Consider the following 23,075-nt stretch of genomic DNA (forward strand, 5'->3'; position numbering starts at 1 on the left):
TTTTTTTTAATTATTGCCTCCTCTAGCTTGACTTATTGGAAGATGTCTGATTATGCCGTCAATCAAAGCTGGGATGCTTATTTCTATAAATACAGTGATTACCTAGACTTGGTGCCTACTTGGGAAAAGATACTTAAAGATGCTTTTTCTCTGGTGTTACTACTGGCAAGCATATATTTCCCCCGAAGAAAAATTCTGGATTTTAGTCCCAATATAAACCTTCAGAGATATTATCTATCTTTCATCCTACTGTTTTTTTTGTCCCTATCAAACCTTTTTGCCAGTAGAGATGTCACTAATTTAACTCTATTCACCATAGTGGCGGTGATTAGGCCATTTTTAATTACTGCTTCTTTGCTATTTTTTTGCCATAAGCATCTCAATTTTTTTTATTTCAGAATAATTTTAGAATGCGTAAATATAATTGGCATTATTCAGGTTTATCACTCTTTTCTTCAACGCAATAGTGCAATCATCAATAATGGTCTTGATTGGCTACATTCTGGCTCTGCGAGATCCGTCGGAACTTTTGCCGATCCCAATACCTTAGGACGCTTCTTAGCTCTACTGATAATGGTAAATCTTTTTATGCTTCCGCCTAATATAATTCGTTTTTTCTTAATTATAAGTTATGGTATTGCTCTGTTTTTTACAGGGTCGCGAGCATCGTTGTTAATAATTGGCATATTCATTTTGTTATTTGTAGCTATAAAGCTATCTCGTCAATCCATAGCTTCAACTAGAGCTAAGAACTTAACTTTTGCCTTTTTGCTTACAGTCCCTCTTTTACAATTTCTTCTCTTAAGAATTAACCTTATCAGTAACCGTGCAGATGACACTGCATCGCCTTTACAAGACGGTAGATATCATATTCTTTTCAACCTAATTAACCGACTCAATCCTTACGAATTCATTTTTGGCAACTATTTAGGTTATGGCTCTAATGCATTGATCCTGACAGGTTATGATGGCAGTAATTTTTTATCTGACTCTACACCAGCATCTTTAATTGGTCAGTTTGGAATCACAGGTCTGTTATTATTTATATTGATTGTAATAAACTTATTTAAGCAAACTCCTAGGCATATTAATATAAATAACAGTCAAGACTACCTAGTTCTAACAGGAGATTTGCTACAAAGCAGAAATGCCCTATCTTTTTACCTTATTATTTCTTGTTTCACGACGATTATATTCGAGAGCTATGCTGTTATTCCAATTTTATTGGGACTAATATTTTATGATAATTTAGATCTTAAAAACATCAAGTTTTAGCAGTTTTCCTTGAAAGACCCTGGAAGTATTCCCAGCTTTTATAGTCACTTCAATTAACGATGAGAGAATTTAATGTAAAATTATGGGGTGTACAAAATGAACAGGTTTAAACAATGGCTTACAGTTTAGATTTAAGGCAAAGGGTAGTAGCTTATATAGAAGCTGGAGGAAAAATAACTGAGGCTTCCAAGATATATAAAATAGGAAAAGCCTCGATATACAGATGGTTAAATAGAGTAGATTTAAGCCCAACAAAAGTAGAGCGTCGCCATAGGAAATTAGACTGGGAAGCTCTAAAAAAAGACGTAGAAGAAAATCCCGATGCAAGATTGATAGACAGAGCCAAGAAATTTGGAGTGAGGCCGAGTGCCGTATATTACGCATTAAAGAAAATGAAAATAAACAGAAAAAAAAAAGAACTACGTTATCGAGAAAGAAACCGGGAGGAACGAGTTAAGTACTATAGAATGTTAAGAGAACTAATCAAGCTCTATGGTAGTCAAGCTATAGTTTACATAGATGAATCTGGATTCGAAGCAATCCAGGCTTGTATTTATGCCTGGTCAAAAAAAGGAAAAAAAGTTTATGGAGATAGACAAGGAAAAAGGGGAGTCAGAGAAAATCTAGTAGCAGGGAGAAGAAAAGGAAAAAAAGATTTGATTGCACCGATGGTTTTTACTGGGAGTTTGAATGCAGAAGGCTTTGAAGGATGGTTAAAATTATATTTACTACCCTCCCTCGACATTCCATCAATATTAATAATGGATAATGCTCCTATTCATCGTAAAACTGCCATTAAAGAATTGGCTAAAGAAGCAGGTCATGAAGTTCTTTTTTTGCCGAAATATTCTCCTGATTTAAATGATATTGAGCATGACTTTAGTGCCTTGAAACGAGCTAGAATGTACGCTCCTATTGACACGTCTCTTGATGAAATTATCCGTTCTTACTGTGGCGTTTAGCGTCTCAGCCTTATTTGAAACTACTATATGTGTCTAAATCAGGTTCATATTCAGAAAATATCAATCTAATTTTTAAGAATATATAGGACTAAAGAATTAAAATTTAAATAAAAACTATGCCTAGAAACCTCAAAGTTCACCTTTGGTTGCCTAATATTTTCCAGTTTAAAGGAGGAATTCAAGTTTATTGTGCTTTTTTGATCGAAGCTTTACAGGAAGTCTATCCAAATGCCTTCTATGATGTCTTTTTAAAACATGATACCCATTACACGCCTAATGTAAGAGTTTTGCCTGAAACTAAATTTCATTATGGAGGAAATATTCCTCTAAAATTGAGAACTTTTTATTTTGCTCTCTTATTATTTATCAGTAGCTTCCAAAAAAGACCAGATTTAATTATTTGCGGCCATGCTAATTTCACTCCTGTAGCTCATTTGGTTCAACGATTAATGGGTATTTCTTACTGGACAGTGGCCCATGGAGTAGATGCCTGGAACCTCCAAAATCCGCATATCATTCAAGCTTTGCGCCATGCTGACCGAATTCTGGCCGTTAGTCACTACACCCGCGATCGCCTCCTCCAGGAACAAGCTCTTGATCCAGAGAAAGTTGTTGTTCTTCCTAATACCTTTGATACTTCACGCTTTCAAATTGCCCCGAAACCCCAATCTTTACTCGAAAAATATAATCTCACCCCAGATCAGCAGGTTATTTTGACCATTGCCAGATTAGCTGGGGAAGAACGTTATAAAGGCTATGACCAAATTATCCGTGCTTTACCAGAGATTATTAAAACTATTCCCAATATCCATTACCTAATCGGCGGTAAAGGAGGCGATCGCCCTAGAATCGAAAAACTAATTCAAGATCTAGACTTAGAAGATTACGTTACCCTAGCAGGATTCATCCCCGACGAAGAACTAGCCGATCACTATAACCTCTGTGATGTTTTCGCCATGCCTAGTAAAGGGGAAGGTTTTGGTATTGTGTATCTAGAAGCCATGGCCTGCGGAAAACCCACCATTGGTGGTAATCAAGATGGGGCGATCGATGCTCTATGCAATGGCGAACTGGGAGTGTTAGTGAATCCCGATGATCTGGACGAAATTAGCACAGTAATTACCCAAATCCTAGAAAAGACCTATCCCTTACCAATTCTCTATCAACCAGAAACTCTCCGGCAAAAAGTGATTGAAATTTATGGATTTGAGCAGTTTAAACAAAATTTAGCTCAACTTTTATCTGCTCAATTCAACCAGTAATATGAGAATTTCACACATAATTGCAGACTTGGCCCCTGAAGCAGGGGGGCCATCCATAACTGTTACCAATTTGACTGATGCCCTTTCCCACCAGAACTTCACCGAAGTTACTCTTTTGAGCCAATGCTTAACAGATAGCTCAGTTGTTGCTCCTGCTCCAAACTCTAAAGTTAATCGAATCATTGTAAACAGCTCTCACAGAATTGCCCTATCCCTAGGATTGCCATTAAATAACCTACTCCGCTCCCGTTTAAGCTCTTACCCGTCCGACATTATCCATGGCCATGGCCTGTGGCATCCGATTAGCTATTGGAGGAGTCAAACTGCCAAGCAATATAACATTCCCCTAGTTATCCATCCTAGAGGCATGCTCGAACCCTGGGCCCTCAACTACCGTAAATTCAAAAAACGGATTGCCCTATGGCTCTATCAAAATCGTGATCTACAACGGGCTCAAATACTGTTTGCCACAGCCAACCAGGAAGCCCAGAGTCTTCGTCATTTTGGTCTGCGTCAGCCTATAGCTATTACTCCCAACGGCATTCTTTTCCCCACGCTAGAATCTCAAGCATCTCCTCCGGAATCATCACGCCACCGAACAGCTCTATTCCTCAGTCGCATTCATCCCAAAAAGGGATTAATGAACCTAATCCAAGCCTGGCATCAAGTTTCCCCCCCAGACTGGCAACTACTCATTGCTGGCCCCAACGAAAATAATCACCGTGCTGAAGTTCAAGCCCAAATCAAACAACACCAATTAGAGCAAACGATCAAAATCCTTGACTCTGTGGAGGGAGAAGCCAAAGCCAACCTTTACCGTCAGGCTGATCTGTTTATTCTGCCCACCTTTAGTGAAAACTTTGGCGTCGTAGTTGCCGAAGCCCTTTCCTATGGCATTCCCGTCATCACCACCACTGGGACTCCCTGGCAAGATCTCCAAACTTACCGTTGTGGTTGGTGGGTAGAACCGACAGTTGCGACTATTGCCGATGCTCTCCAGCAAGCAACAATTCTACATCCCCAGGAATTACGAACTATGGGGGAAAGAGGTAGAGCATACGTCAAATGCTACGACTGGAATGCCATCGCCCAGGACACCCTTGCCGTTTACCGCTGGATTCTGAATCAGGGACCAAAACCTGACTGCGTTATCTTGGACTAGAGCCATGGCAAGTTTTCTAGCTTTACTGCCCCGCTCCCTGACGACGTTTCCCTTATGAAAAAAGTAACCATGACAGTCACTCCCAAGCAAATTTATAACTATACTGTTCTTCTAGAAAAAGAGCTTGATGGCGGTTATCACGCCTTTTGCCCAATGCTCAAAGGATGCCATTCCCAAGGAGACACCTTTGAAGAAGCCATACAAAACATTACAGAGGCTATTGAACTATACATTGAAAGCTTGATAGCCGAACATCAGCCCGTTCCTAAGGAAGATTTAATTGTCAAACCATTGAGTATTTTGGTGTGAGCAATCTTCCAAGCGTCCAAGCCAAAGATTTTATTCGAGTAATCAAAAAGCTCGGATTTTTTCTGGAGCGCCAGAAAGGGAGCCATGCCATTTATAAAAATACCCAGGGTAATCGAGTTGTGGTTCCCATCCATCCCGGAAAAGATTTAAAGCAGGGGACACTGATGGGCATGATTAAAGATATTGGACTTGAAAAAGAAAAATTTTTTGACTTACTACAAAAATAGTAATTTGTGTGATCGCTCATTTGCTTAGCTTCCTCCAGGAGTACGGTGAATAAATAGGCGATCAACGTCAACGACGTGGCCCAGGCCCACGTTCTCGGATTAACTTACCTTTTGCAGGGGGGAGCTACCAACATCTTTAACCTCGGTAATGGCAATGGCTTCTCTGTGCGGGAAATGATTGCAACAGCCCAGTTAGTCACCAATCGCCCCATTCCCGTGCTACAAGGCGATCGCCGTCCGGGAGACCCCCCGATTTTAGTGGGCAGCAGTGAAAAAGCTCGGCAAATCCTCGGTTGGCAACCCCAATATCCCCTGGCAAAAGATATTCTGACCCATGCCTGGGCTTGGCACCAACAACGCCATGGCGATAATTCCCCATGCACACAACCGTAGCAATGGCGATCGCCAGTTAGCTAAACTGTAACCATGGCAAGTTTTCTGGCTTTACTGCCCCGTTCATTGACCACTTTCCTTTATGCCGTTGCGGCCCTACTGAGGTTTTATGGCAACATCGACACCACCCCCATCCCCCGAATCCCCCTCACCATCTTTGGATGGAGCTTCCTGGCGTTCACGTTGGGCACAGCGGCTCTCCTGGTTAATCTCGGCCTTGAGTGGAACACTGGAAATCGAAGCCGAAACCGAGAGATTGAAACAAGAGAACGCGAAACTCGACGAGATAATCTTGCAGACGAAGAAAGAAACCGAGCGTCTGAGGAAAGAGAAAAAGCCGATCGAGAAAGAGATCGAGCAGATCAAGAAAGAAACCGAGCAGATCAGGAAAGAAAACGAGCGGCTAGCCGTGCTCGAATCCAAAATCGAGGATTTGTTCTCCAAACACGGTATCAACTTGCCCCTAGCCCAGAAGCCAGAGCAACCCTAATCGATTTCCTTAGCTTTCTCCAGGAATACGGCGAATAAACGGCGAGCTTGATAATCTTGAATGAAATTTACCCAATATTTTTTAGCTACCAGACAAAGACCAGATCGGTTAATTATTCACTTGGAGTGGATAGAATACACTATGAACAATCCTCTCAAGGAAGAAATTCAAACAGACGGTAGAATCAAATTATGGGCTTCCATCCCGGAAATGGAAGGTAGATATCTGCGTGTAGTTTTATTGTCAGATCGAGAAACTGTCCATAATGCATTTTTTGACCGCTCCTTCAAACCATGAAGATTAAGTACTTTACTGATACAGATACCCTTTATATTGAATTTCAGTCTGCCAATATTGTCGAAACCAGGGATTTGGACGATAACACTTTAATTGACATTGACATGCACGGAAATGTCTGTGCCATAACCATTGAACACGCTCAACAAAGAACCAATATTCCTAACATCTCGTTCGAGCAGATTGTGGCATAGGGCGATCGCCGGTTAGCTAAACTAAGACTATGGCAAGTTTTCTGGCCCTACTGCCCCGGTCCTTGACCACTTTCCTTTATAGCGAATAATTCCCCATGACCCTCACCGTTGCCATTCCCCGCATTGAGATCGCCCCTGGTAGTCATTTAACTATCCCCAATGTATCCTGGGTAGACTTTATCTCTTTGCTAAAAGAACTCGGAGAAAAACGTCATTCCCGACTCGCTTACTATCAAGGCCGACTGGAAATCATGGCTCCCCTGGCCCTACATGAAAAACCAAATCGTCTGATTACCGATATCGTCAAAGCTATTTTGGAATGCCAAGAGCGCGACTGGGAAGACTTTGGCTCCACCACCCTTAAACAGCCTCCCTTCGCTGGCATAGAACCAGATAGCTGTTTTTACATCCAAAATGCATCCCAGATGCGGGAATACAAAAACCTTGATCTGAATCAATCTCCCCCCCCAGATTTAGCAATTGAATGCAATTTAAGCTCCAAAACCGTCATCGATGCGTACCAAGCCATTGGCGTTCCTGAAGTGTGGATTTATAGCAACAATCAACTACAAATTTACCTTTATTCAGAACAAGGTTATTTAGAAAGCAACCAAAGTCAAGTTTTTCCAGATTTGGCCGTAATGTCAATGATTCCCCAACTAATTCAAAAAGCTTACCAAGTTGGCACAAGGCAAATGTTGGGTGAGTTGAAGGCACAGCTAAAATGAACCTATGGCAAGTTTTCTAGCCTTACTGCCCCGCTCCCTGACCACTTTCCTTTATGCTGTGGCGGCCCTACTGAGATTTTATGGCAACATCGACACCACCCCCTTCCAACTCATCCCCCTCACCATCCTCGACTGGAGTTTCCTGGCGTTCACGTTGGGCACAGCGGCTCTCCTGGTTAATCTCGGCCTTGAGTGGAACTCTGGAAATCGAAGCCGAAACCGAGCAGATCAGGAAAGAGACAGAACAGATCAAGAAAGAGACCGAGCAGATCAGGAAAGACAACGAGCGGCTCGCCGTGCTCGAATCCAAAATCGATTCTTCCTTCGACCAACACGGTATCAACTTACCCCTAGCCCAGACACCAGAGCAGCCCTAATCGATTTCCTCAGTTTCCTCCAGGAATACGGGGAATAAATAGGCGATCGCCCAACCCTTTCCCAACATACTCATTGTTAAGATTGACTAGTCCCCCGTTGCCTGTGAAATAACCATGGTTACCCTGCTGAAATGGACAGTTCCAGACTATCACCACCTCATTGAACAGGGGCTATTGGACGGTAAGAAAGTGGAACTTTTAGACGGAGACCTAGTGACCATGGCTCCCGAAGGACCACTCCATAGCTACACCACCACCACCGTTGCCGACTATCTGCGCCAAAACCTGCACGGATTAGCTCTAGTGAGGGAAGCCCATCCCATTACCCTGAGTCAATCTGAACCGGAACCTGACATTGCCATTGTTCTAGCTCCCCAGGAGCGCTACAAAGAAAGGCATCCTCAGGCCGACGATATTTTTTGGTTAATTGAAATAGCTAACAGTACCCAAGCCTACGACCTCAACGACAAAAAACAAATCTACGCTCAAGAAGGCATCCCCGAATATTGGGTGGCAGACCTAAGCAAACGCCAATTATTTATTTTTCGAGCACCAGACAAAGAAGATTATCGCCTGCAACAAACCCACTCCGAAGGTATCATCCGTAGCCAAGCCTTTCCCGAAATAAAAATATCAGTACAAGAAATGTTCCATTGGTAGCTCTCCGACCATTGGCCAAACTGAAACCATGGCAAGTTTTCTGGCCGTATTCTTGCTCCTTTGTTTTTGGTAACCAACTGAGCGACCGCAGCATTCTCCCAAATTCTAAATAAATTCCGTTGTTTTTGCTGTCGAACCAGTTAATTTTGGCGTAAATTATTACCATGCAACTTAATCAATACCAGCAAGGAGAATATCACCCTGGAGCCCCGCTGTTTAAACAATTGCTATGGTATTCCATTGGGGATTTTTTAGTCCAAACGCCCCTACTGCCCATGGCCAGGCTGAAGGTAGCTATCCTGCGATTATTCGGGGCCAAAATTGGTACAGGAGTTAATATCAAACCCCACGTCAAGATCAAATTCCCTTGGCGGCTAACCCTGGGCAATTACGTTTGGCTGGGGGAAAAATGTTGGATTGATAACCTCGCCCCGGTTACCATTGAGTCCCATGTGTGTATTTCCCAGGGCGTTTACCTATGCACTGGCAACCACGATTGGAGTAAACCCAGCTTTGACCTAATCACCAGTCCGATTCACATCGCCGCTGGCAGTTGGATCGGTGCTAGCGCCGTTATTGGACCTGGAGTACGGGTGAATGAAAAGGCAGTTTTGACTTTGGGGTCTGTGGCTGTCAAAGATTTGGCGGCTATGACCATCTACTCTGGCAATCCCTGTCAGCCGGTCAAAAAACGGCAACTCCTCTGAAATTACGCCAGGTAAAAACTAACTTTTGTTGTTAGTACCTTTAGGGATTTGATCTAATTATTGATGAAGCTAACCATTCTTAACCAATTTTATCCCCCTGACTATGCGGCCACGGGGCAACTGCTAGAAGAACTGTCCATCGAACTGTCCAAAAAAGAGCTTGATGTGCAAATTTTTGCTGGGCAACCGGGTTATGCATTTGATCAGGAACTTGCCCCATCCCAGGAAGTCTCTCAGGGAGTTTTGATCAGAAGAACTAGGACTTCCCGCCTCTGGCCCCAGAGATTACGGGGGCGGGCGATCGCCGGAATTTTGTATTGTTTACGCGCCATCGTCAAACTCAGATTAGGGAGCAGACTGGGGGATTTGATTCTTGTTACTACAGAGCCTCCCTACCTAATGGTGGTGGCCTATATCCTGCATTTGTTATACAAAAAACCCTATATCTGCCTGATTTATGATCTCTACCCCGATGTGGCAGTGAAGTTGGGGGTGGCGAAGGAAAAGGATGCCATTGTTAAATTGTGGCGTTGGCTAAATCGTTTAACTTGGCAAAAGGCAGAGGCTATTATTGTGCTCAGCGAGAGCATGGCTAAGGTGATCGCGGACCAACAACCAGCCCTAGCAGGGAAAATTGAGGTGGTCCATAACTGGGCGGATGGAGTGTTAATCCAACCAAGGGCCAAAGCTGATAACTGGTTTGCCCAACGCCATGGCTTGGACCGGACATTTACCGTACTGTATTCCGGTAATCTGGGACGGTGCCACGACCTGGAAACTGTTATGGAAGCGGCTCGCCTACTGCAGCAAGAAGAAGTCCAGTTTGTTTTTATTGGAGCTGGTGCTAAGGCCCCAGTCTGTCAAGAATTCGTACAACGCCACCAGTTAACTAATTGTTTATTTTTGCCCTTCCAACCCAAGCCGGTTTTGCCCTTTTCCCTCACCGCCTGCGACCTGAGCTTGGTTTCCATTTTGCCCCAGGTGGAAGGGCTGGTGGTCCCGAGCAAATTCTATGGCTGTTTGGCCGCAGGCACGGCGATCGCCGCCATTTGTCCCCCCCATTCCTATTTACGGGAAATTATTGCCGAAGCTCAATGTGGAGCAACCATTGATAACGGAGACGGGGCAGGATTGGCTCAATTTATCCTTCAACTTAAGAATAATCCCCGCCGAACAGCAACCATGGGGCGTCGAGGCCGCCAATATTTTGAAGAAAACTTTACCCTGGACACCATTGCGGACCAATACCTATCTGTCATTACTAAAGTGGGCGATGAAGAAGTCGCCAAGCTCCAAGCAAATAAATTCTGTAACCATCCTGACTCAAGCTTGCTTTAACCAAAGGGTCTGACAAACAAGTCATCTGCCACCGGACAACTGAATCAATCCACTTGTTAGCTACAGTGATGGCAGGAATTTAGGGTTTATCAAGTTGCTGACCAACATTTTGACCAAAATTGCATTGAGGCTCATACTGCCAATCGTTTGCTTTACCCTGGTGGCCTGTGGGGTTTCCCCCGATGCGGTGCAAGCAGAGTCCCGCCTATTTTTACCCCTGTCCTTGGAATTTTTAGATAGCTATACCCTACCGAAACAAGCAATAGAGGATTTACCGGTTGGAGGCATTTCCGACCTTACCTATGATCGCCAACAGGATCTTTTTTATGCCGTCACCGACGATCGGCGATCGCCTCGGTTCTACACCATGCACCTCACCATAGTCCCTGGGCAAGAGGGCATCGGGATTGCCAAAGCAGAAATAGTGGGAATGACCAAGCTCAGAACCAGCGGAGGGGAAGCCTACGGTCGTCAATTGTTAGACCCAGAAGGCATTGCCCTGTCTCCCCGCCAAACCCTGTTCATCAGCAGTGAAGGGGTTTTATCGAGCCAAAGCCCGCCCTTAATTGCCGAATTTGATCCCCAAACGGGTCAGGAGTTGGAGCGATTGCCCCTGCCCAGCCGATTTTTGCCCCAAGCAGACCGACCCCAGGGCATCCGGGATAACTTCGGTTTTGAGGCTTTAACCATTGCCGCCACTAGCACCCTAGCGGACGATCCTTTTCGCCTTTTTACTGCCACGGAAAGTGTTTTAGCCCAGGACTTTGACCCGGAGAATCCCCCCCAAGAAATTCCCTTACGGTGGTTGCATTACGTAATTAACTCCGTCGGGGCACCAGTTTTAGTCAGTGAAAATCTTTACCCCCTTGATCCAGCTCCAGCGGGCACTCTGCTCCATGGCCTAAGCGCCATGGTGGCTTTACCCAGGGAAGGTTATTTTCTCACTTTAGAACGAACCTTTGGACTGACGGGATTCCAGGGCAAAATTTTCCAAACGGTCAATGCCAATGCCACCGACACCAGCCGCATAGCTAGCTTTCAGCCTGGTACCAACACCATTAACCCGATGCGCAAAGAACTACTGCTCGATCTGGAGGATTTGGGCATTGAGTTGGATAATCTAGAAGGAATCACCCTGGGGCCCCGCTTACCAGACGGTTCCACCAGTTTAATTGCCATCAGTGACGATAACTTTAGTGGGGATCAAAGCACCCAAATCCTACTTTTCCGTTTGCAGGGGGTTTAGCAACGGCGCCAAATGATCAATGACTGGTTCCCGGCCGACGGTTAGGTGGTGGGCCAGTTTTTGCGCTAGGGGCGGCACATAGACCAAGGGATGGGTGAAGCCGGTGAACAACACCAACCCCGGTAGATTAGGCATTTCCCCCACTAGGGGTAGGGTTTGGCCACTAAAGGCCACTAAACAATGGTGGGCGGTGACCGGCAGTAGGGCCAGGCGGGGTAAAATTTTGGCGATCGCCGTTTGTAGCTGCTGTTGGGCCCAGGCCAGGTCGGGATGATAGCGGGGGGAAGTCACCAGTTGGCTAATTTGACCGATGAATAATCTGCCATCGAAAAACTGCACCGCTCCGGGTTCCACAACCGTGGCGACGCAATGGTCATCGGGCCGATGCCAATCTAAAGTCGGGGCTAGGGCTTCTAAATTGGGGCGTTGCTGTAAATCCGCCGGCATAATCACACAGCGGAGATTTTCTTGGGTAGGGACTGTTTGCAGCACAGCGGCATGGGTGAAATAGAGGGGCAAATTAATACCCGACTCCGGTAGCAGAGCAAGGCTTTGACCCCCCCCCGCCAGAATAACGTTATGGGCAAAAAAGTTTCCCGCCCCAGTGTGGACCCCCTGCACCCGGTTTTGCTTGGTAATTAATCCTTGCACCTCGGTGATGCGGACTATGCCTCCTAGCCGGAGAAAGGCTTGGAGATAGGCGTTAACGGTTTTGCCGCCGTGGCAGTGGCCCTGGGGCACCACAAATCCGCCGCCAATGCCGTCCGGGCTAAGTTGGGGTTCAATGGCGATCGCCGTTAAACGGTCCACCCATTGAGGCCGAATTAAACAATGGTCAAACTGCTTAGCTAGGGCCTGGGCATCATCCTCAGGACGGAGATAGAGTAATAGCTCTAACTCTCGATATTCCGTTTCTCCCCCCAACTCCTGGCTCAAATGGGTCCAACGATAGCGACTTTCATGGCCCAATTGCCGCTGTAGAGGAGTGGCCCCAGCCCAATAGATAATGCCACCATAGCTCAGGGCCGTGGCGTTGATAGGCTGACGATGTTTTTCGAGTAATAGTACTCGTTGCCCTTGGTTTTGCAATTCATAGGCGATCGCCGCTCCGGTAATGCCGGCCCCGACCACAATGGCATCGAAATTTTCCATTAACCTTGATTAACAATTTGGCCCAAGGCGGCAAAACCCGGCACTTTCCCCGCTGAGGCGGCACCATCTTTCTCCGAAACAATGACCGCACTAATCTGATCGCTCATAATGGCCACCTTTTTCTCCGTCTGCTTTTCACAGGTGAGTTCCAACACTTGGGGGCGATCGCCCTGCATGGCAGTGACAATGGTCTGATAGAGTGCTTCCGCCCCATCCTTTTCCTTGCGCTGTACGGACACGGGCATGGGGGAATATTTAAGGGTCAAATCAATGCTGATCATAGGGGAACCGTAAACGGGAAGTGGTGAAACAGTCTTGCGACTCTCCCTATCTAGGTTATAGTTTTTTTGCCAAGAAGGGGGGAAAGCACCAGTTCCCAGGGCACTAAACCGCCAAGCTGCAATCCTCGTTTGTTTAAACAACAGCGCGACAAAGTTGAAATACCTTTTCCATGGAAGACGTAAAATTCTTGATCGGCTCGATTTTATTTTAGTTAGCCATAAAATCCTAAGGTAATGTCGGGCAGTTCTACATGGATAAATGAATAAACACTAGTCCCCATGGGAGATCTGGTGCCAGGGGGGTAACTGGATTAAATCTTCCAGGTTGGCCTGCATAGTCTGGCAAATTTGGTCTAAGGGCAGATCGTTGGCATCGTGGCCGAAGGGGTTTTCAATCTCCACTCCAATTTCTTCAATGCCGAAGACAGTGAAAGCGATAATTCCCACCACAAAAGCCGTGGCCCAATGGAGGGTATTCACAATCTGGAAAGGGGTAATGAAGCAATAGAGAAAGATTAGCTGGCGCAAATGGATGGCGTAGGCCAGGGGAATGGGGGTTTTTAAAATTCGTTCGCAACTGCCCAACACATCCACCATGGTGTCTACCAAGCGCAACATGGCGGTGAGCTGATAGGCATTAATATTGTTTTGGTCGTATTCCCGTTGCAGATAATTACTGATCCAAAAGGCGATTTCTAAGGGTGGATTATTTAGGTCCTCAAGCTTCCGGTAACCGGATTCCGGCAACAGAGCCCAAATTTCTTCATTTAGGGGTTGAGAGCGCAGGTGTAACTTTGTGGCCACGGCAAAGGCCACCAGAAGATGCAGAATTTTAATTTTGTCTTGGTGGGCTTGGGGACTGGGTTCTGCCACCGAAACCCAAATGATCCGAGAGAGGTTACGAATGGTGTTGACCATGGTGCCCCAAGCTTTGCGTCCTTCCCAAAAACGTTCATAGGCGGTGTTGGTGCGAAACACTAACAGCAATCCCAACACAATGCTGGGCACAATGCTCTCCTGGATGGGAATGGAAAATTTATATCCCCAACCATCCACCAGGGTCACCCCCAGGGAAAAGGCCATACACACTAGCACCCGGGAGGCGATCGCCGGAATAACGGAACCTTGCCAACGCAGCAGTATGTCCGTCCATATGCGGGGCGATCGGGATGGATGGTGGCTGAAAAAGCTCAAGAATTTGCTCAAAATTTGCTCTCCCCCAACTTAGATAAACATTGCCAATCTAGGGGAATAATGGCCACAGTTATCCCTGGGCCAATGCCGTCTCTTGGGGCATCAAACTCAGCATCTTGGCGATCGCCGTTTCCAAATCATTGTGCCAATGGACAAGGCTGTTGTCGTACATCTGCTGGAGATGATCTAAATTTCCCTGGCTAAATCGGATAACCACCGGTAGCACTTCCCCTGTATAGGTTTGCCGTTGGGGAACCCGTTGGCGCTGGGGCAAACTGGGGCCCGTCCCCCGTAAACTGCGGTCTTCACTGGAGAGGTTGGGGGGCAGGGGTAAAAAAGACCGTAAATCTTCCGCCAAGGCCGAGGTGTCCGTTGCTCTGGTGGCCAGGTTAACAAAAATTCCTTTTAAATTGGGGGCCTGGCTGAGGTGGTTAAAGGCCAATTCCAGTTGTTCCCCCAGGGTTATGTCACTGCGACCTTCATCCAATAAATAGGCGCCGGTGATGCCGAAGGAATTGAGCAGGTCCCACGTACTCAGGGCTAGCCCTTCACTGTTACAAATTAGGCCAATTTGTCCCTGGGCCAAGTTCCCCGGCAGCCAACTATGCCCCGTCCATTGCTCCGATCGCCAATTGATCAAATCCGGATGCCGGTTGATCGCCGTATCGTTGACTGTAATTTTGCCGTCCAGGGCCATCACCTCCCCGTCAGCACTAATACCCAGGGGATTAATTTCAATCACGTCCAAGTCATAGGTGACAAACAATTCATACATTTTGCCGATGATGCCGCTCACCGCAGTCACCAGGGGCCCGGTCAAACCCATTTTCACCGCTAGCCGTCGGGCTAGATAGGGAGAAAAGTTAGTCCGCAGGGAAACGCTCTGCATTTGCTCCAACAGGGTTTCCACATCAATGCCCCCCTCGCTGGAACCCATTAACACAGGGCACTGCCGTTGGTAGTCCAGCACGATCGCCAAAAATAATTCCGACTGGGCATCGTAGCGGGCCTCAGCCAAAATCACCTCTGGGTACTCATCCGCAATGGGCAAATGGAAAATGGCCGAAGCGGCGGCAATGGCATCAATGGTATTTTCCACAAACCTAACCCCGCCGGCCTTACCCCGGCCCCCCGCCCGCACCTGGGATTTGAGCACCATGGGGTAGGGAATTTGCAACCGTTTGAGGGCAGTGGTGTTTTGGATAGTCTGGGAAGGCAAAATGGGAATGCCCACTTGCTGAAATAGTTCCTTGGCCTGGTACTCTAACAAGTCCATAAGTGATCTCTAAAATTTACTTCTGTTCGCCGCTATGGACAATTTCTTCCACTAGCTCCGATGGACGTCGCTCCGAAAAGCCCCAAGCAAACAGTAGCCCAATTATGACGATCATCAACAATTGTGGCGGCACTAACTCAGGGTTAATGACTCTGAGCAGTAGGCGCAGACCCACTAACCCCACTGTGATAAAACCAGCATCTTTGAGGCGGGTAAAAATCTCTAACCAACGAATAAATAAACCCGCTAAAAACCTGAGGGCAATCACCCCAATGGTGCCCCCCACAATAATCAGCCATAACTGATCCGCCACGGCGATCGCCGTAGTGACACTATCGAGGGAAAAGGCTAAATCGGTGAAGGCAATCAGGGGGATCGCTTGCCAAAAGGAACTAAACTCAAAAGCCTTATGATGATTTTCCCCTTCATCGGGAGACAAAAAATAACTCCCCACCAGCCAGAGCAGGTACAATGCCCCCGCCAACTCAAACTGCCAATATTGCAACACAAAGGAAGCACTGATAATCAACAGAACCCTAAGCACATAGGCAATGACTAACCCTGCGTTCAAAGCTCGTCGTTGCTGGTCCGGATTGGGTAAACCCTGGGCGATGGCGGCTAGGGCAATGGCATTATCCGCCGATAGCACTGCCTCAAGGGCAATTAACACTAGCAACGTCAATGGGATTTTGAGGACAACAGCAAAGGACGAGTTGAATAGTAGATCGAAGTCAAACATGGACACAGGGGAAGGTGGAGGCCTGCAGAGATAGACCGGAAAAACCAGGACTCAGCAAGGTTTAGTTCCAGTCATACCATCTTCCCTCATTATTGGGGGCTTTGGTGATGGGGGTCTACCCCCCTATCAGTAGCGATCGCCGTTGATCCCCGCTAAATTTCCTCCGGGGAAAAATTTGTCTCAGTGGGGGGAGCGAGGTCAGGCCAATCGTCTTCACTGACAGCAGCAGAAGGGGGGGAAACCGACGGGGGATCCTGGAGTAGGGATTTAACCTGGTCAACTACGGTGCTGAGTTTGCCTTCATTCAACAAACCATTGAGCAGGGTGAGGCCACTGGTGGAAAGCAGTAATTTATTGATGTCTCCGCTGTTACTACCATTGCCATTGCTCCCACTTAACCCAGGGAAAGAGTAAATGCGGGATTCCCCCAAAACCCCGGGCTGGGGCGCCAACGCTTTGATTAGATCCGGCAGTTGGGTAACCAGTTCCGGCCAGATGGTTTTTAATAACTCCGCTGTGCGATTAGCATTACTTAAACTGTTATGGGCTTCGATAATGGCTTTTTGTCCCTCCGCTTCAGCCATAGCTTTGTGGCGGTTGGCATCGGCCAGGGTGCGGATGGATTCCGCTTCCAATTCCGCCGCTTGCCTGGCACTTTCCGCTTGCCGCCGCCGCCGGAATACGTCAATTTCCACCACGTTTTGTTCAGCGATGCGATGTTGTTGGGCATCCTGTTGGGCCACAATCACTGCTAATTTTTGAGCCCTTTCCGCCGCTTCCACTTCCTGGGCGGTAATTACCCCGGATTCTGCCTCGGCCCGCAGGGCTTCCGCCTCTAACCGTTCCTTCTGTTTATTGGCAATGGCGATCGCCGCTGTTTGTTCGGTGATTTGGGTTTTTTGTTCGGCCAGGGCAATTTCCGCCTTAGCTTGCAGTTGGGAAGCCTCGATGGTTTTCTTCCGTTGAATTTCCGCCACCTCCGCTTCCTGTTTTTGCAACGCCTGGGCCACTTTTAGCTCCTTATTCCGTTCCTCCAAGGCGATCGCCGACGCAATTTGACTATTTTGAATAGCTAATTCTTTCTGAATCCGTTCCTCCTCCACCGCCTGTTCCTGGAGAATTTTATTCCGTTCCTTTTTCGCCTCCTCCTTATCCTTTGCCTCTTGAATTTCCCGTTGCTGTTGGGCTTCCTGGGATTCCAATTCCTTCCGTTGGGCTAGTTTGAGTAATTCAATTTCTTTTTGTTGGGTAATATTGGCGTCTTCCTGCTCCCGTTTAATGGCTAAACTCTTTTTCTCAGCTTCCAATTCTCCCTGTTCAATGGCCACCCTGGTGGTTAACTCCACCTCCCGTTTTTGTTGGATGGATCGTTGGATCGTTTCCGTTCTTAACCGCACTCCCTGGGCATCAAAAAAGTTATTTTCGTCGTAGGTATCACTTTCTTCAATTTCGGAAATGGCAATGTTATTGAGGGTTAAACCAACTTTACGTAAATCACCTTGGATCAGGTTCAACACTTCATCAGCAAAACCCAATTTATCGGAATCCAATTCCGCCAATTTTTTCTTTTTCGCCGCCGCTCGAATGGCATCATCGGCCCGTTTTTCCAGAGCATCTTTAATATCCGCTTCCGAAATTTGCCCTTTTTTAGAAAGCCTGGCCGCCGCTGTTAAAATTTCATTGCGGTTGGGGGTAATGCAAACGTAGAAAGTCACTCGCATATTGGCCCGCATATAATCCTGGGTCCGCACAGCCAAATTCCCTGCCCGCACCACATCGATAGAAATTTCCCTTAGGGAGACCCTGGTAATTTCATGGAAACCGGGAATGACAATGCAGCCTCCGTGGAGAATCACCATTTGCTCTTTTTTAAAAACGCCGCCAGTTCTGACTAAAGCTTCGTTATTGGGGGCAATGACGTAAAAGCGGGTATAAAGAAAAATGGTCACTAAAATCAGAAAAATGACCGCAATAATTACCACCGGAAAAAATAACAGTGGCGACAAACCTCCCAAGGCAGAATTATTATTATCCAAAGTCTGATTGGGGGCTTGGGCAATGATTAACTCTCCTGAAGTTTCACCTGGACTAGCCTGTATGGCCATTACGGGAACAGTGTCCCCTGGCAGGGTGGGCAAGGTCTGGAGAAATTCAAACCAAAATTTACTTTGCATGGTGTGCCTCCGGAGGATAAAAGTTGTAGTTGCGAAACCTTAAGCGTTGGTTAACCAAAATTTGGCAATGTAGCCCAAAGCTTTAACCCCATCTCGCCAATTGATTTTCTTTCCTTCCGCAAAGGTACGGCCATAATAGGCCACCCCCACTTCATAAATTCGCCATCGCTTCGGCGATCGGGTTACCTTCATTGTAAATTCAACTTCGAAACCGAAATCATTACAGGTTAAACGTAAATCCTCCAACACTTCCCGTCGAAACATTTTGTAACAAACTTCAATGTCAGTGAGGTTAATATTACAGACCAAATCAATCAAACTGGTGATCAATTTATTGCCTAAATAATGATGGAAATAGAGCACCCGATGGGGATTGCCGTAGAAGCGGGAACCGTACACCACATCGGCCCAACCCCCATCAATTAACTTCCACATGGGACCCCAATCCTCGGGGTCGTATTCCAAATCCGCATCTTGAATAATCAACACATCCCCGGTGGCGGCGGCAAAAGCAGTGTGGAGAGCCCCCCCTTTGCCCTGATTCTGACGATGGAAAATTACTTTCACTTCCCATTCCTTGGGCATAACAAAACTGTTCCCCTGGCGATCGCCGTTGGTTTCCGCCGATTGATCAAGGGGAAAGCACTGGAATTTACCCGCTAAGTTGACGTTGGCTAAAACGGGATGCTGTTCCGGATCGCCAAAGGTATCCACCAACCATTCCCTCGTACCATCCTTAGAGCCATCGTCCACCATGACAATTTCCTTGGGGATTTCAGGCATTACCGTGGTAATTTTTTTGAGAATTTTTTCGATGGTTTGGATTTCGTTATAAATCGGAATGATAACCGAAAGCTTCATGGAAATTGGCTTAGTTAAGAAAAACAGAAGAAAATCCTTGGCAATGGCGAAGTCACAGCCCACCTCAGCACCCTAAGAGTTATATCATTTGGAGAGAGGCTATTCGGAAAATTGAAGTCTATTTTTAGTCAGAATTAACAGGAAGTAAGTTTTAGAGAATGCAATTTATTGATCAAGCGGAGATCGAAGTTCAGGGCGGCAAAGGCGGCGATGGCATGGTGTCCTTTCGGCGGGAAAAGTATGTGCCAGCAGGGGGCCCTTCCGGGGGCAATGGGGGCCGGGGTGGCTCGGTAATTTTTGAAGCGGATGCCAATCTGCAAACCCTGTTGGATTTTCGCTACGCCAGGATTTTTAAAGCGGAAGACGGCAAAAAAGGCGGCTCTAGCAATTGCACCGGGGCCAATGGCAAGGATGTGGTGGTGCAAGTTCCCTGTGGCACCATGGTGTATGACTTGGACGGGGAATGCCTCTTGGGAGATTTAGTTAGCCCTGGGCAAAGGCTTTGTGTGGCGGCGGGGGGCAAAGGTGGTTTGGGTAATCAACATTTCCTTAGCAACCGCAACCGGGCTCCGGAATACGCCCTACCGGGATTGGAGGGGGAACAGCGACAGCTACGGCTAGAGCTAAAACTGCTGGCGGAAGTGGGCATTATTGGTTTACCCAATGCCGGGAAATCCACCCTAATTGCAGCTTTGTCGGCGGCTCGTCCAAAAATTGCCGACTATCCCTTTACTACCCTGGTTCCCAACCTGGGAGTGGTGCGAAAACCCACCGGGGATGGCACCGTTTTTGCTGATATTCCCGGGCTAATCGAAGGGGCGGCAGCGGGCATTGGTTTGGGTCATGAATTTTTGCGCCACATTGAACGGACTCGTTTACTGCTCCACGTTTTAGACGTCACTGCAGGGGATCCGATCGCCAATTTTCGGGTGATTCAGCAGGAGTTGGACGCCTATGGCCGGGGGATAACGGAAAAACCCCAGATCATTGCTTTGAATAAAATTGATGCGCTGGACGGGGAAATGATTGGGGAAATTGAAACGGAATTAAAACGATTCAGTACTGCTCCCTGTTTGCACATTTCGGCGGCCACCCGGAGAGGCTTAGATGATTTGATGCAATTGGTGTGGCAATGGCTGGATGAAATGGCCGCGGCGGACGCAGAAGCCCAGAGGTTACTGGAGTTGGAATTGCAGGCCCAGGCGGCAATGAATAATCCTTTCAACTCTGACGTACCCATTGACGGGGTAACTTACTCAAGCTAAAAGGTAAAGAATTGTAAACTAAGTTAATTATCCCAGGAAATCCCATGAGTGAAGAACTACAACCGAACCAAACCCCCGTGCAGGAAGATCCCAAATTTGGCTTCAACAACTACGCGGAAAAGCTCAATGGCCGGGCTGCCATGGTGGGATTTCTCCTCATCCTGGTGATCGAATATTTCACTAACCAAGGGGTGTTGGCCTGGTTGGGACTGCGCTAGGGAGTTGGCTTATTGCTGCTTGCGTACAATCGAGATAGCTGATAGCTCTGCCTAAATCAGCTTATTTCCCGGCAAAAAGCTAGAAGTTGTCCTTCATGCCCCGGAGCTTGCCAAATACCCGAGCTGGCTCCGTCATTCCTACCCTAGCTTGAATAGCTGGATTGTCCCACCGCAGAAAGGGATTGGTGCGTTTTTCTGTGCCCAACCAAGATGGAATGGTGGCCTGGCCCCGTTGGCGATCGCCTTGCACTGTCTGGAACCGTTCCTGAAGATCCTTGTTGCTGGGGTCAACGGTGAGGGCAAATTTGAGGTTACCTAGGGTGTATTCGTGGGCGCACCACAGACGGGTTTGATCTGGTAGTTGGCGTAATTTGCCGATGGATTGCACCATCTGGGCGGGAGTGCCTTCAAACAATCGGCCACAGCCCCCAGCAAAAATGGTGTCACCGCAAAATAAATCCCCGATGGTTTCTCCTGACCCTGGAGCAAAATAGTAGGCAATGTGGCCCCTAGTGTGGCCTGGTACAAAATAAACTGTGGCTTCCCTATCAGCAAAACTGAGGCGATCGCCGTCTCGCAGAAACACCGTTTGGCCGGGAATACGTCCCTGATCTTCGACTCCCCCGTAAACTTCCAGATTGGGATATTTTGCTAACAGCTCTCGATTCGCTCCCACATGGTCCCCATGGTGATGGGTGTTATAAATGGTAACTAAATCGGCTCCTAAGGTTTCTAGACAATCCAATACAGGTTTAGCTTCCGCCGGATCCACCACTGCGGCCTGATTCCTCTGGCGATCATGGAGGAGGAAAATATAGTTATCGGCCAGGGCTGGTAAGCGGTGAATATCCATAATTTTTTTGTCTGATTAATCTCAGTGTTTGCCTGCAAGTATTTTAAAAAGCTGACCAAATTAACTTTCCCACGCCACCACTCGACCTTTTAAGCTGTGATTCCACCAAGGACTGTTGTAGGCGGAAGTTTGCAAAGTGCCCCTTTTTAGGGTCCAAGCCTGATCGGGATCAAACAAAATACGGGAATTACTAACTTCTGGTAAACCTAAGCATCGCCGGGGATTGGTGCTCAAAGCTCGCCACAATGCCATTGGAGTTATCAGATTTTTTTCCACTAACCCTTGCCATAAACAGGGCAAAACCAATTCATAACCGATCGCCCCGGGGGGAGTTTCCGCAAAGGTTTGGGTCTTTTCTTCGTAAGTGAAGGCTTGGTGGTCCACCGCAATGGCATCAATGACGCCGGATTTAACCCCTTCGATTAGCGCTAGCCGATCGCCTTCGTTACCCAGGGGAGGGTCAAAACGCAAATTGGGATCGTAGTGGGGAGTGTGGGGCGGTAAACCATGGGCGATCGCCTCATTACTGAGCAGGAGATGGTGCCAATTGACGCTGGCGGTGCAATTTAAACCCTGACTTTTAGCTTGGACAATTAATTCTACGCCCCGGGCGGTGGAAATTCGCATGAAATGCACGGGAGTCCCATAATGGGGCAACAATTCCAGCAAACTGGCGATCACCGCCGCTTCGGACATCACCGGATCCGGTGGCAGGCCCAACTGAATCGCCAAGGGCCCTTCCCGCATTACCCCATTTCCCCGCAGGGAAAGATTAAGGGGCACCAAAGCTAAAGGTTTGCCGGCTATGGCTCCATATTCCAAAGCCCGCTGTAGTAACCGCCAATCTTGAATTGCGCCCCCATCGCTGAAGCCAATTACCCCTGCTTGGTCTAGCTCTCCCCATTCCGTTAACTGCTTGCCCTGGTTCCCTTGGGTGACACTCCCCCACCAATGGCATTGGACTGGGGCCGAATCTGGCCGATTTTCCGCTTGAGGGTCTCCAGGGGGCTGATGGTGAGCATTGACCCCTTCTATCTGGTTTAACCGTTGCTTTAACCATTGCAAAGTTTGGGGTTGATCCAGGGGAGGATCGGTGTTGGGTAAAATAGCCACGTCCCCAAACCCACCGGCGATCGCCGTTTTCACCAATTGACTGAGGGTTTCCCTGTCTTCGTACCCAGGCTCACCACTGTAGCTGTACAGATCTGCCAAGCTAGGGGCCAAAAGCAAATTTTCTCCGGGTATAACCGCCGCATCCGCCGGTATCGGGTAAGAATCATCTTCAACGGCCACAATGGCCCTACCCCGTACTATTACCGTCACCCGTGTTTCCTTGCCCTGTATGGGATCTAAGCAACGAACCTGGGGTCGACATTGCGTTTCCATTTAACCTTTTAACCTCGGGGGAACGACGGCACAAAAATCCCCCTAAAAT

At 47.4% G+C, this 23,075-nt stretch carries 26 protein-coding genes; 17 read left to right on the plus strand and 9 right to left on the minus strand.

Annotation, left to right across the window (positions count from 1 at the left end):
* Positions 1 to 42: 42 nt before the first annotated feature.
* The 15 genes from SYNPCCP_RS01810 (at position 43) to SYNPCCP_RS01885 (ending at position 11,627) form a co-directional block, all read left to right on the plus strand.
* Entirely contained in the window at positions 43 to 1,275 is a 1,233-nt protein-coding gene (locus tag SYNPCCP_RS01810) for a hypothetical protein (RefSeq protein WP_223211330.1), read from the plus strand.
* Positions 1,276 to 1,388: 113 nt separating this feature from the next.
* On the plus strand, positions 1,389 to 2,237 hold the full coding sequence (locus tag SYNPCCP_RS16655) for an IS630-like element ISTcSa family transposase (RefSeq protein WP_010871248.1): 849 nt from the start codon (positions 1,389 to 1,391) through the stop codon (positions 2,235 to 2,237).
* A gap of 116 nt (positions 2,238 to 2,353) precedes the next feature.
* Positions 2,354 to 3,499 carry a glycosyltransferase gene (locus SYNPCCP_RS01820; protein ID WP_010871557.1) on the plus strand — a complete coding sequence of 382 codons (1,146 nt, stop codon included), beginning with the start codon at positions 2,354 to 2,356 and terminating at the stop codon, positions 3,497 to 3,499.
* A 1-nt stretch (position 3,500) separates the two neighbouring features.
* Positions 3,501 to 4,661: a glycosyltransferase gene (locus SYNPCCP_RS01825; RefSeq protein WP_010871558.1), complete on the plus strand. Its 1,161-nt coding sequence runs from the start codon at positions 3,501 to 3,503 to the stop codon at positions 4,659 to 4,661.
* Positions 4,662 to 4,730: 69 nt separating this feature from the next.
* Positions 4,731 to 4,970 (plus strand): type II toxin-antitoxin system HicB family antitoxin, encoded by a 240-nt coding sequence (locus SYNPCCP_RS01830; RefSeq protein WP_041425907.1) that lies wholly within the window; start codon positions 4,731 to 4,733, stop codon positions 4,968 to 4,970.
* Complete coding sequence (locus tag SYNPCCP_RS01835) at positions 4,967 to 5,197, plus strand: type II toxin-antitoxin system HicA family toxin (RefSeq protein ID WP_010871560.1); 231 nt, start codon at positions 4,967 to 4,969, stop codon at positions 5,195 to 5,197. Before SYNPCCP_RS01830 ends, SYNPCCP_RS01835 begins: the two co-directional genes overlap by 4 nt.
* Before the next feature lie 75 nt (positions 5,198 to 5,272).
* Positions 5,273 to 5,590 carry a UDP-glucose 4-epimerase gene (locus SYNPCCP_RS01840; protein WP_010871561.1) on the plus strand — a complete coding sequence of 106 codons (318 nt, stop codon included), beginning with the start codon at positions 5,273 to 5,275 and terminating at the stop codon, positions 5,588 to 5,590.
* Positions 5,591 to 5,623: 33 nt separating this feature from the next.
* Positions 5,624 to 6,118 (plus strand): hypothetical protein, encoded by a 495-nt coding sequence (locus SYNPCCP_RS16660; RefSeq protein WP_010871562.1) that lies wholly within the window; start codon positions 5,624 to 5,626, stop codon positions 6,116 to 6,118.
* A 255-nt stretch (positions 6,119 to 6,373) separates the two neighbouring features.
* Complete coding sequence (locus SYNPCCP_RS01855) at positions 6,374 to 6,571, plus strand: DUF2283 domain-containing protein (protein ID WP_010871563.1); 198 nt, start codon at positions 6,374 to 6,376, stop codon at positions 6,569 to 6,571.
* A gap of 95 nt (positions 6,572 to 6,666) precedes the next feature.
* On the plus strand, positions 6,667 to 7,299 hold the full coding sequence (locus SYNPCCP_RS01860) for a Uma2 family endonuclease (protein WP_010871564.1): 633 nt from the start codon (positions 6,667 to 6,669) through the stop codon (positions 7,297 to 7,299).
* Positions 7,300 to 7,303: 4 nt separating this feature from the next.
* Entirely contained in the window at positions 7,304 to 7,714 is a 411-nt protein-coding gene (locus SYNPCCP_RS01865) for a hypothetical protein (RefSeq protein ID WP_010871565.1), read from the plus strand.
* A 76-nt stretch (positions 7,715 to 7,790) separates the two neighbouring features.
* Entirely contained in the window at positions 7,791 to 8,336 is a 546-nt protein-coding gene (locus SYNPCCP_RS01870) for a Uma2 family endonuclease (RefSeq protein WP_010871566.1), read from the plus strand.
* Between the two features lie 164 nt (positions 8,337 to 8,500).
* A complete protein-coding gene (locus tag SYNPCCP_RS01875) occupies positions 8,501 to 9,043 on the plus strand; it encodes a WcaF family extracellular polysaccharide biosynthesis acetyltransferase (protein WP_014407068.1) in 543 nt (180 codons plus the stop codon).
* Between the two features lie 63 nt (positions 9,044 to 9,106).
* Positions 9,107 to 10,381: a glycosyltransferase family 4 protein gene (locus tag SYNPCCP_RS01880; RefSeq protein ID WP_010871568.1), complete on the plus strand. Its 1,275-nt coding sequence runs from the start codon at positions 9,107 to 9,109 to the stop codon at positions 10,379 to 10,381.
* A 109-nt stretch (positions 10,382 to 10,490) separates the two neighbouring features.
* On the plus strand, positions 10,491 to 11,627 hold the full coding sequence (locus tag SYNPCCP_RS01885) for an esterase-like activity of phytase family protein (protein ID WP_223211331.1): 1,137 nt from the start codon (positions 10,491 to 10,493) through the stop codon (positions 11,625 to 11,627).
* On the opposite strand, the gene SYNPCCP_RS01890 is transcribed toward SYNPCCP_RS01885, so the two are convergent.
* The 7 genes from SYNPCCP_RS01890 to SYNPCCP_RS01920 form a co-directional block, all read right to left on the minus strand.
* Positions 11,601 to 12,779: an FAD-binding oxidoreductase gene (locus SYNPCCP_RS01890; protein ID WP_010871570.1), complete on the minus strand. Its 1,179-nt coding sequence runs from the start codon at positions 12,777 to 12,779 to the stop codon at positions 11,601 to 11,603. The two genes, SYNPCCP_RS01885 and SYNPCCP_RS01890, sit on opposite strands and share 27 nt — an antisense overlap.
* Entirely contained in the window at positions 12,779 to 13,060 is a 282-nt protein-coding gene (locus tag SYNPCCP_RS01895) for a hypothetical protein (protein ID WP_010871571.1), read from the minus strand. Before SYNPCCP_RS01895 ends, SYNPCCP_RS01890 begins: the two co-directional genes overlap by 1 nt.
* Positions 13,061 to 13,330: 270 nt before the next feature.
* Complete coding sequence (locus SYNPCCP_RS01900; protein ID WP_228670066.1) at positions 13,331 to 14,266, minus strand: bestrophin family protein; 936 nt, start codon at positions 14,264 to 14,266, stop codon at positions 13,331 to 13,333.
* 58 nt (positions 14,267 to 14,324) lie between these two features.
* Complete coding sequence (locus tag SYNPCCP_RS01905) at positions 14,325 to 15,530, minus strand: succinate--CoA ligase subunit beta (protein ID WP_010871573.1); 1,206 nt, start codon at positions 15,528 to 15,530, stop codon at positions 14,325 to 14,327.
* 16 nt (positions 15,531 to 15,546) lie between these two features.
* Entirely contained in the window at positions 15,547 to 16,275 is a 729-nt protein-coding gene (locus tag SYNPCCP_RS01910) for a membrane protein (protein ID WP_010871574.1), read from the minus strand.
* Between the two features lie 146 nt (positions 16,276 to 16,421).
* Positions 16,422 to 18,443, minus strand: coding sequence for a flotillin family protein (locus SYNPCCP_RS01915; protein ID WP_010871575.1), 2,022 nt, complete (start codon positions 18,441 to 18,443; stop codon positions 16,422 to 16,424).
* 39 nt (positions 18,444 to 18,482) lie between these two features.
* Positions 18,483 to 19,304 carry a glycosyltransferase family 2 protein gene (locus tag SYNPCCP_RS01920; protein WP_223211332.1) on the minus strand — a complete coding sequence of 274 codons (822 nt, stop codon included), beginning with the start codon at positions 19,302 to 19,304 and terminating at the stop codon, positions 18,483 to 18,485.
* 158 nt (positions 19,305 to 19,462) lie between these two features.
* Here SYNPCCP_RS01920 and obgE point away from each other — a divergent pair, with 158 nt between their 5' ends.
* Both obgE and SYNPCCP_RS17195 read left to right on the plus strand, forming a co-directional pair.
* Positions 19,463 to 20,569: a GTPase ObgE gene (gene obgE, locus SYNPCCP_RS01925; protein WP_010871577.1), complete on the plus strand. Its 1,107-nt coding sequence runs from the start codon at positions 19,463 to 19,465 to the stop codon at positions 20,567 to 20,569.
* Positions 20,570 to 20,613: 44 nt separating this feature from the next.
* Positions 20,614 to 20,787, plus strand: a complete 174-nt coding sequence (locus SYNPCCP_RS17195) for a chlorophyll a/b-binding protein (RefSeq protein WP_010871578.1) — start codon at positions 20,614 to 20,616, stop codon at positions 20,785 to 20,787.
* Positions 20,788 to 20,866: 79 nt separating this feature from the next.
* Here the strand turns inward: SYNPCCP_RS17195 and gloB are convergent, their stop codons facing one another.
* Positions 20,867 to 21,640 carry a hydroxyacylglutathione hydrolase gene (gene gloB, locus SYNPCCP_RS01935; protein ID WP_010871579.1) on the minus strand — a complete coding sequence of 258 codons (774 nt, stop codon included), beginning with the start codon at positions 21,638 to 21,640 and terminating at the stop codon, positions 20,867 to 20,869.
* A 60-nt stretch (positions 21,641 to 21,700) separates the two neighbouring features.
* Positions 21,701 to 23,026: a dihydroorotase gene (locus tag SYNPCCP_RS01940; RefSeq protein ID WP_010871580.1), complete on the minus strand. Its 1,326-nt coding sequence runs from the start codon at positions 23,024 to 23,026 to the stop codon at positions 21,701 to 21,703.
* Positions 23,027 to 23,075 lie beyond the last annotated feature (49 nt).

Source organism: Synechocystis sp. PCC 6803 substr. PCC-P (assembly GCF_000284455.1).
Taxonomy (GTDB): domain Bacteria; phylum Cyanobacteriota; class Cyanobacteriia; order Cyanobacteriales; family Microcystaceae; genus Synechocystis.

Bases quoted from the DNA above. Each gene is read 5' to 3' on its own strand.
- SYNPCCP_RS01870 (WP_010871566.1), top strand. From the start codon at position 7,791: ATGGTTACCCTGCTGAAATGGACAGTTCCAGACTATCACCACCTCATT.
- SYNPCCP_RS01865 (WP_010871565.1), top strand. From the start codon at position 7,304: ATGGCAAGTTTTCTAGCCTTACTGCCCCGCTCCCTGACCACTTTCCTT.
- SYNPCCP_RS01890 (WP_010871570.1), bottom strand. From the start codon at position 12,779: ATGGAAAATTTCGATGCCATTGTGGTCGGGGCCGGCATTACCGGAGCG.
- SYNPCCP_RS01895 (WP_010871571.1), bottom strand. From the start codon at position 13,060: ATGATCAGCATTGATTTGACCCTTAAATATTCCCCCATGCCCGTGTCC.
- SYNPCCP_RS01875 (WP_014407068.1), top strand. From the start codon at position 8,501: ATGCAACTTAATCAATACCAGCAAGGAGAATATCACCCTGGAGCCCCG.
- SYNPCCP_RS01905 (WP_010871573.1), bottom strand. From the start codon at position 15,530: ATGGACTTGTTAGAGTACCAGGCCAAGGAACTATTTCAGCAAGTGGGC.
- SYNPCCP_RS01915 (WP_010871575.1), bottom strand. From the start codon at position 18,443: ATGCAAAGTAAATTTTGGTTTGAATTTCTCCAGACCTTGCCCACCCTG.
- SYNPCCP_RS01860 (WP_010871564.1), top strand. From the start codon at position 6,667: ATGACCCTCACCGTTGCCATTCCCCGCATTGAGATCGCCCCTGGTAGT.
- SYNPCCP_RS01830 (WP_041425907.1), top strand. From the start codon at position 4,731: ATGACAGTCACTCCCAAGCAAATTTATAACTATACTGTTCTTCTAGAA.
- SYNPCCP_RS01810 (WP_223211330.1), top strand. From the start codon at position 43: ATGTCTGATTATGCCGTCAATCAAAGCTGGGATGCTTATTTCTATAAA.
- SYNPCCP_RS01920 (WP_223211332.1), bottom strand. From the start codon at position 19,304: ATGAAGCTTTCGGTTATCATTCCGATTTATAACGAAATCCAAACCATC.
- SYNPCCP_RS01855 (WP_010871563.1), top strand. From the start codon at position 6,374: ATGAAGATTAAGTACTTTACTGATACAGATACCCTTTATATTGAATTT.
- SYNPCCP_RS01940 (WP_010871580.1), bottom strand. From the start codon at position 23,026: ATGGAAACGCAATGTCGACCCCAGGTTCGTTGCTTAGATCCCATACAG.
- SYNPCCP_RS16655 (WP_010871248.1), top strand. From the start codon at position 1,389: ATGGCTTACAGTTTAGATTTAAGGCAAAGGGTAGTAGCTTATATAGAA.
- SYNPCCP_RS16660 (WP_010871562.1), top strand. From the start codon at position 5,624: ATGGCAAGTTTTCTGGCTTTACTGCCCCGTTCATTGACCACTTTCCTT.
- SYNPCCP_RS01820 (WP_010871557.1), top strand. From the start codon at position 2,354: ATGCCTAGAAACCTCAAAGTTCACCTTTGGTTGCCTAATATTTTCCAG.
- obgE (WP_010871577.1), top strand. From the start codon at position 19,463: ATGCAATTTATTGATCAAGCGGAGATCGAAGTTCAGGGCGGCAAAGGC.
- SYNPCCP_RS17195 (WP_010871578.1), top strand. From the start codon at position 20,614: ATGAGTGAAGAACTACAACCGAACCAAACCCCCGTGCAGGAAGATCCC.
- SYNPCCP_RS01880 (WP_010871568.1), top strand. From the start codon at position 9,107: ATGAAGCTAACCATTCTTAACCAATTTTATCCCCCTGACTATGCGGCC.
- gloB (WP_010871579.1), bottom strand. From the start codon at position 21,640: ATGGATATTCACCGCTTACCAGCCCTGGCCGATAACTATATTTTCCTC.
- SYNPCCP_RS01825 (WP_010871558.1), top strand. From the start codon at position 3,501: ATGAGAATTTCACACATAATTGCAGACTTGGCCCCTGAAGCAGGGGGG.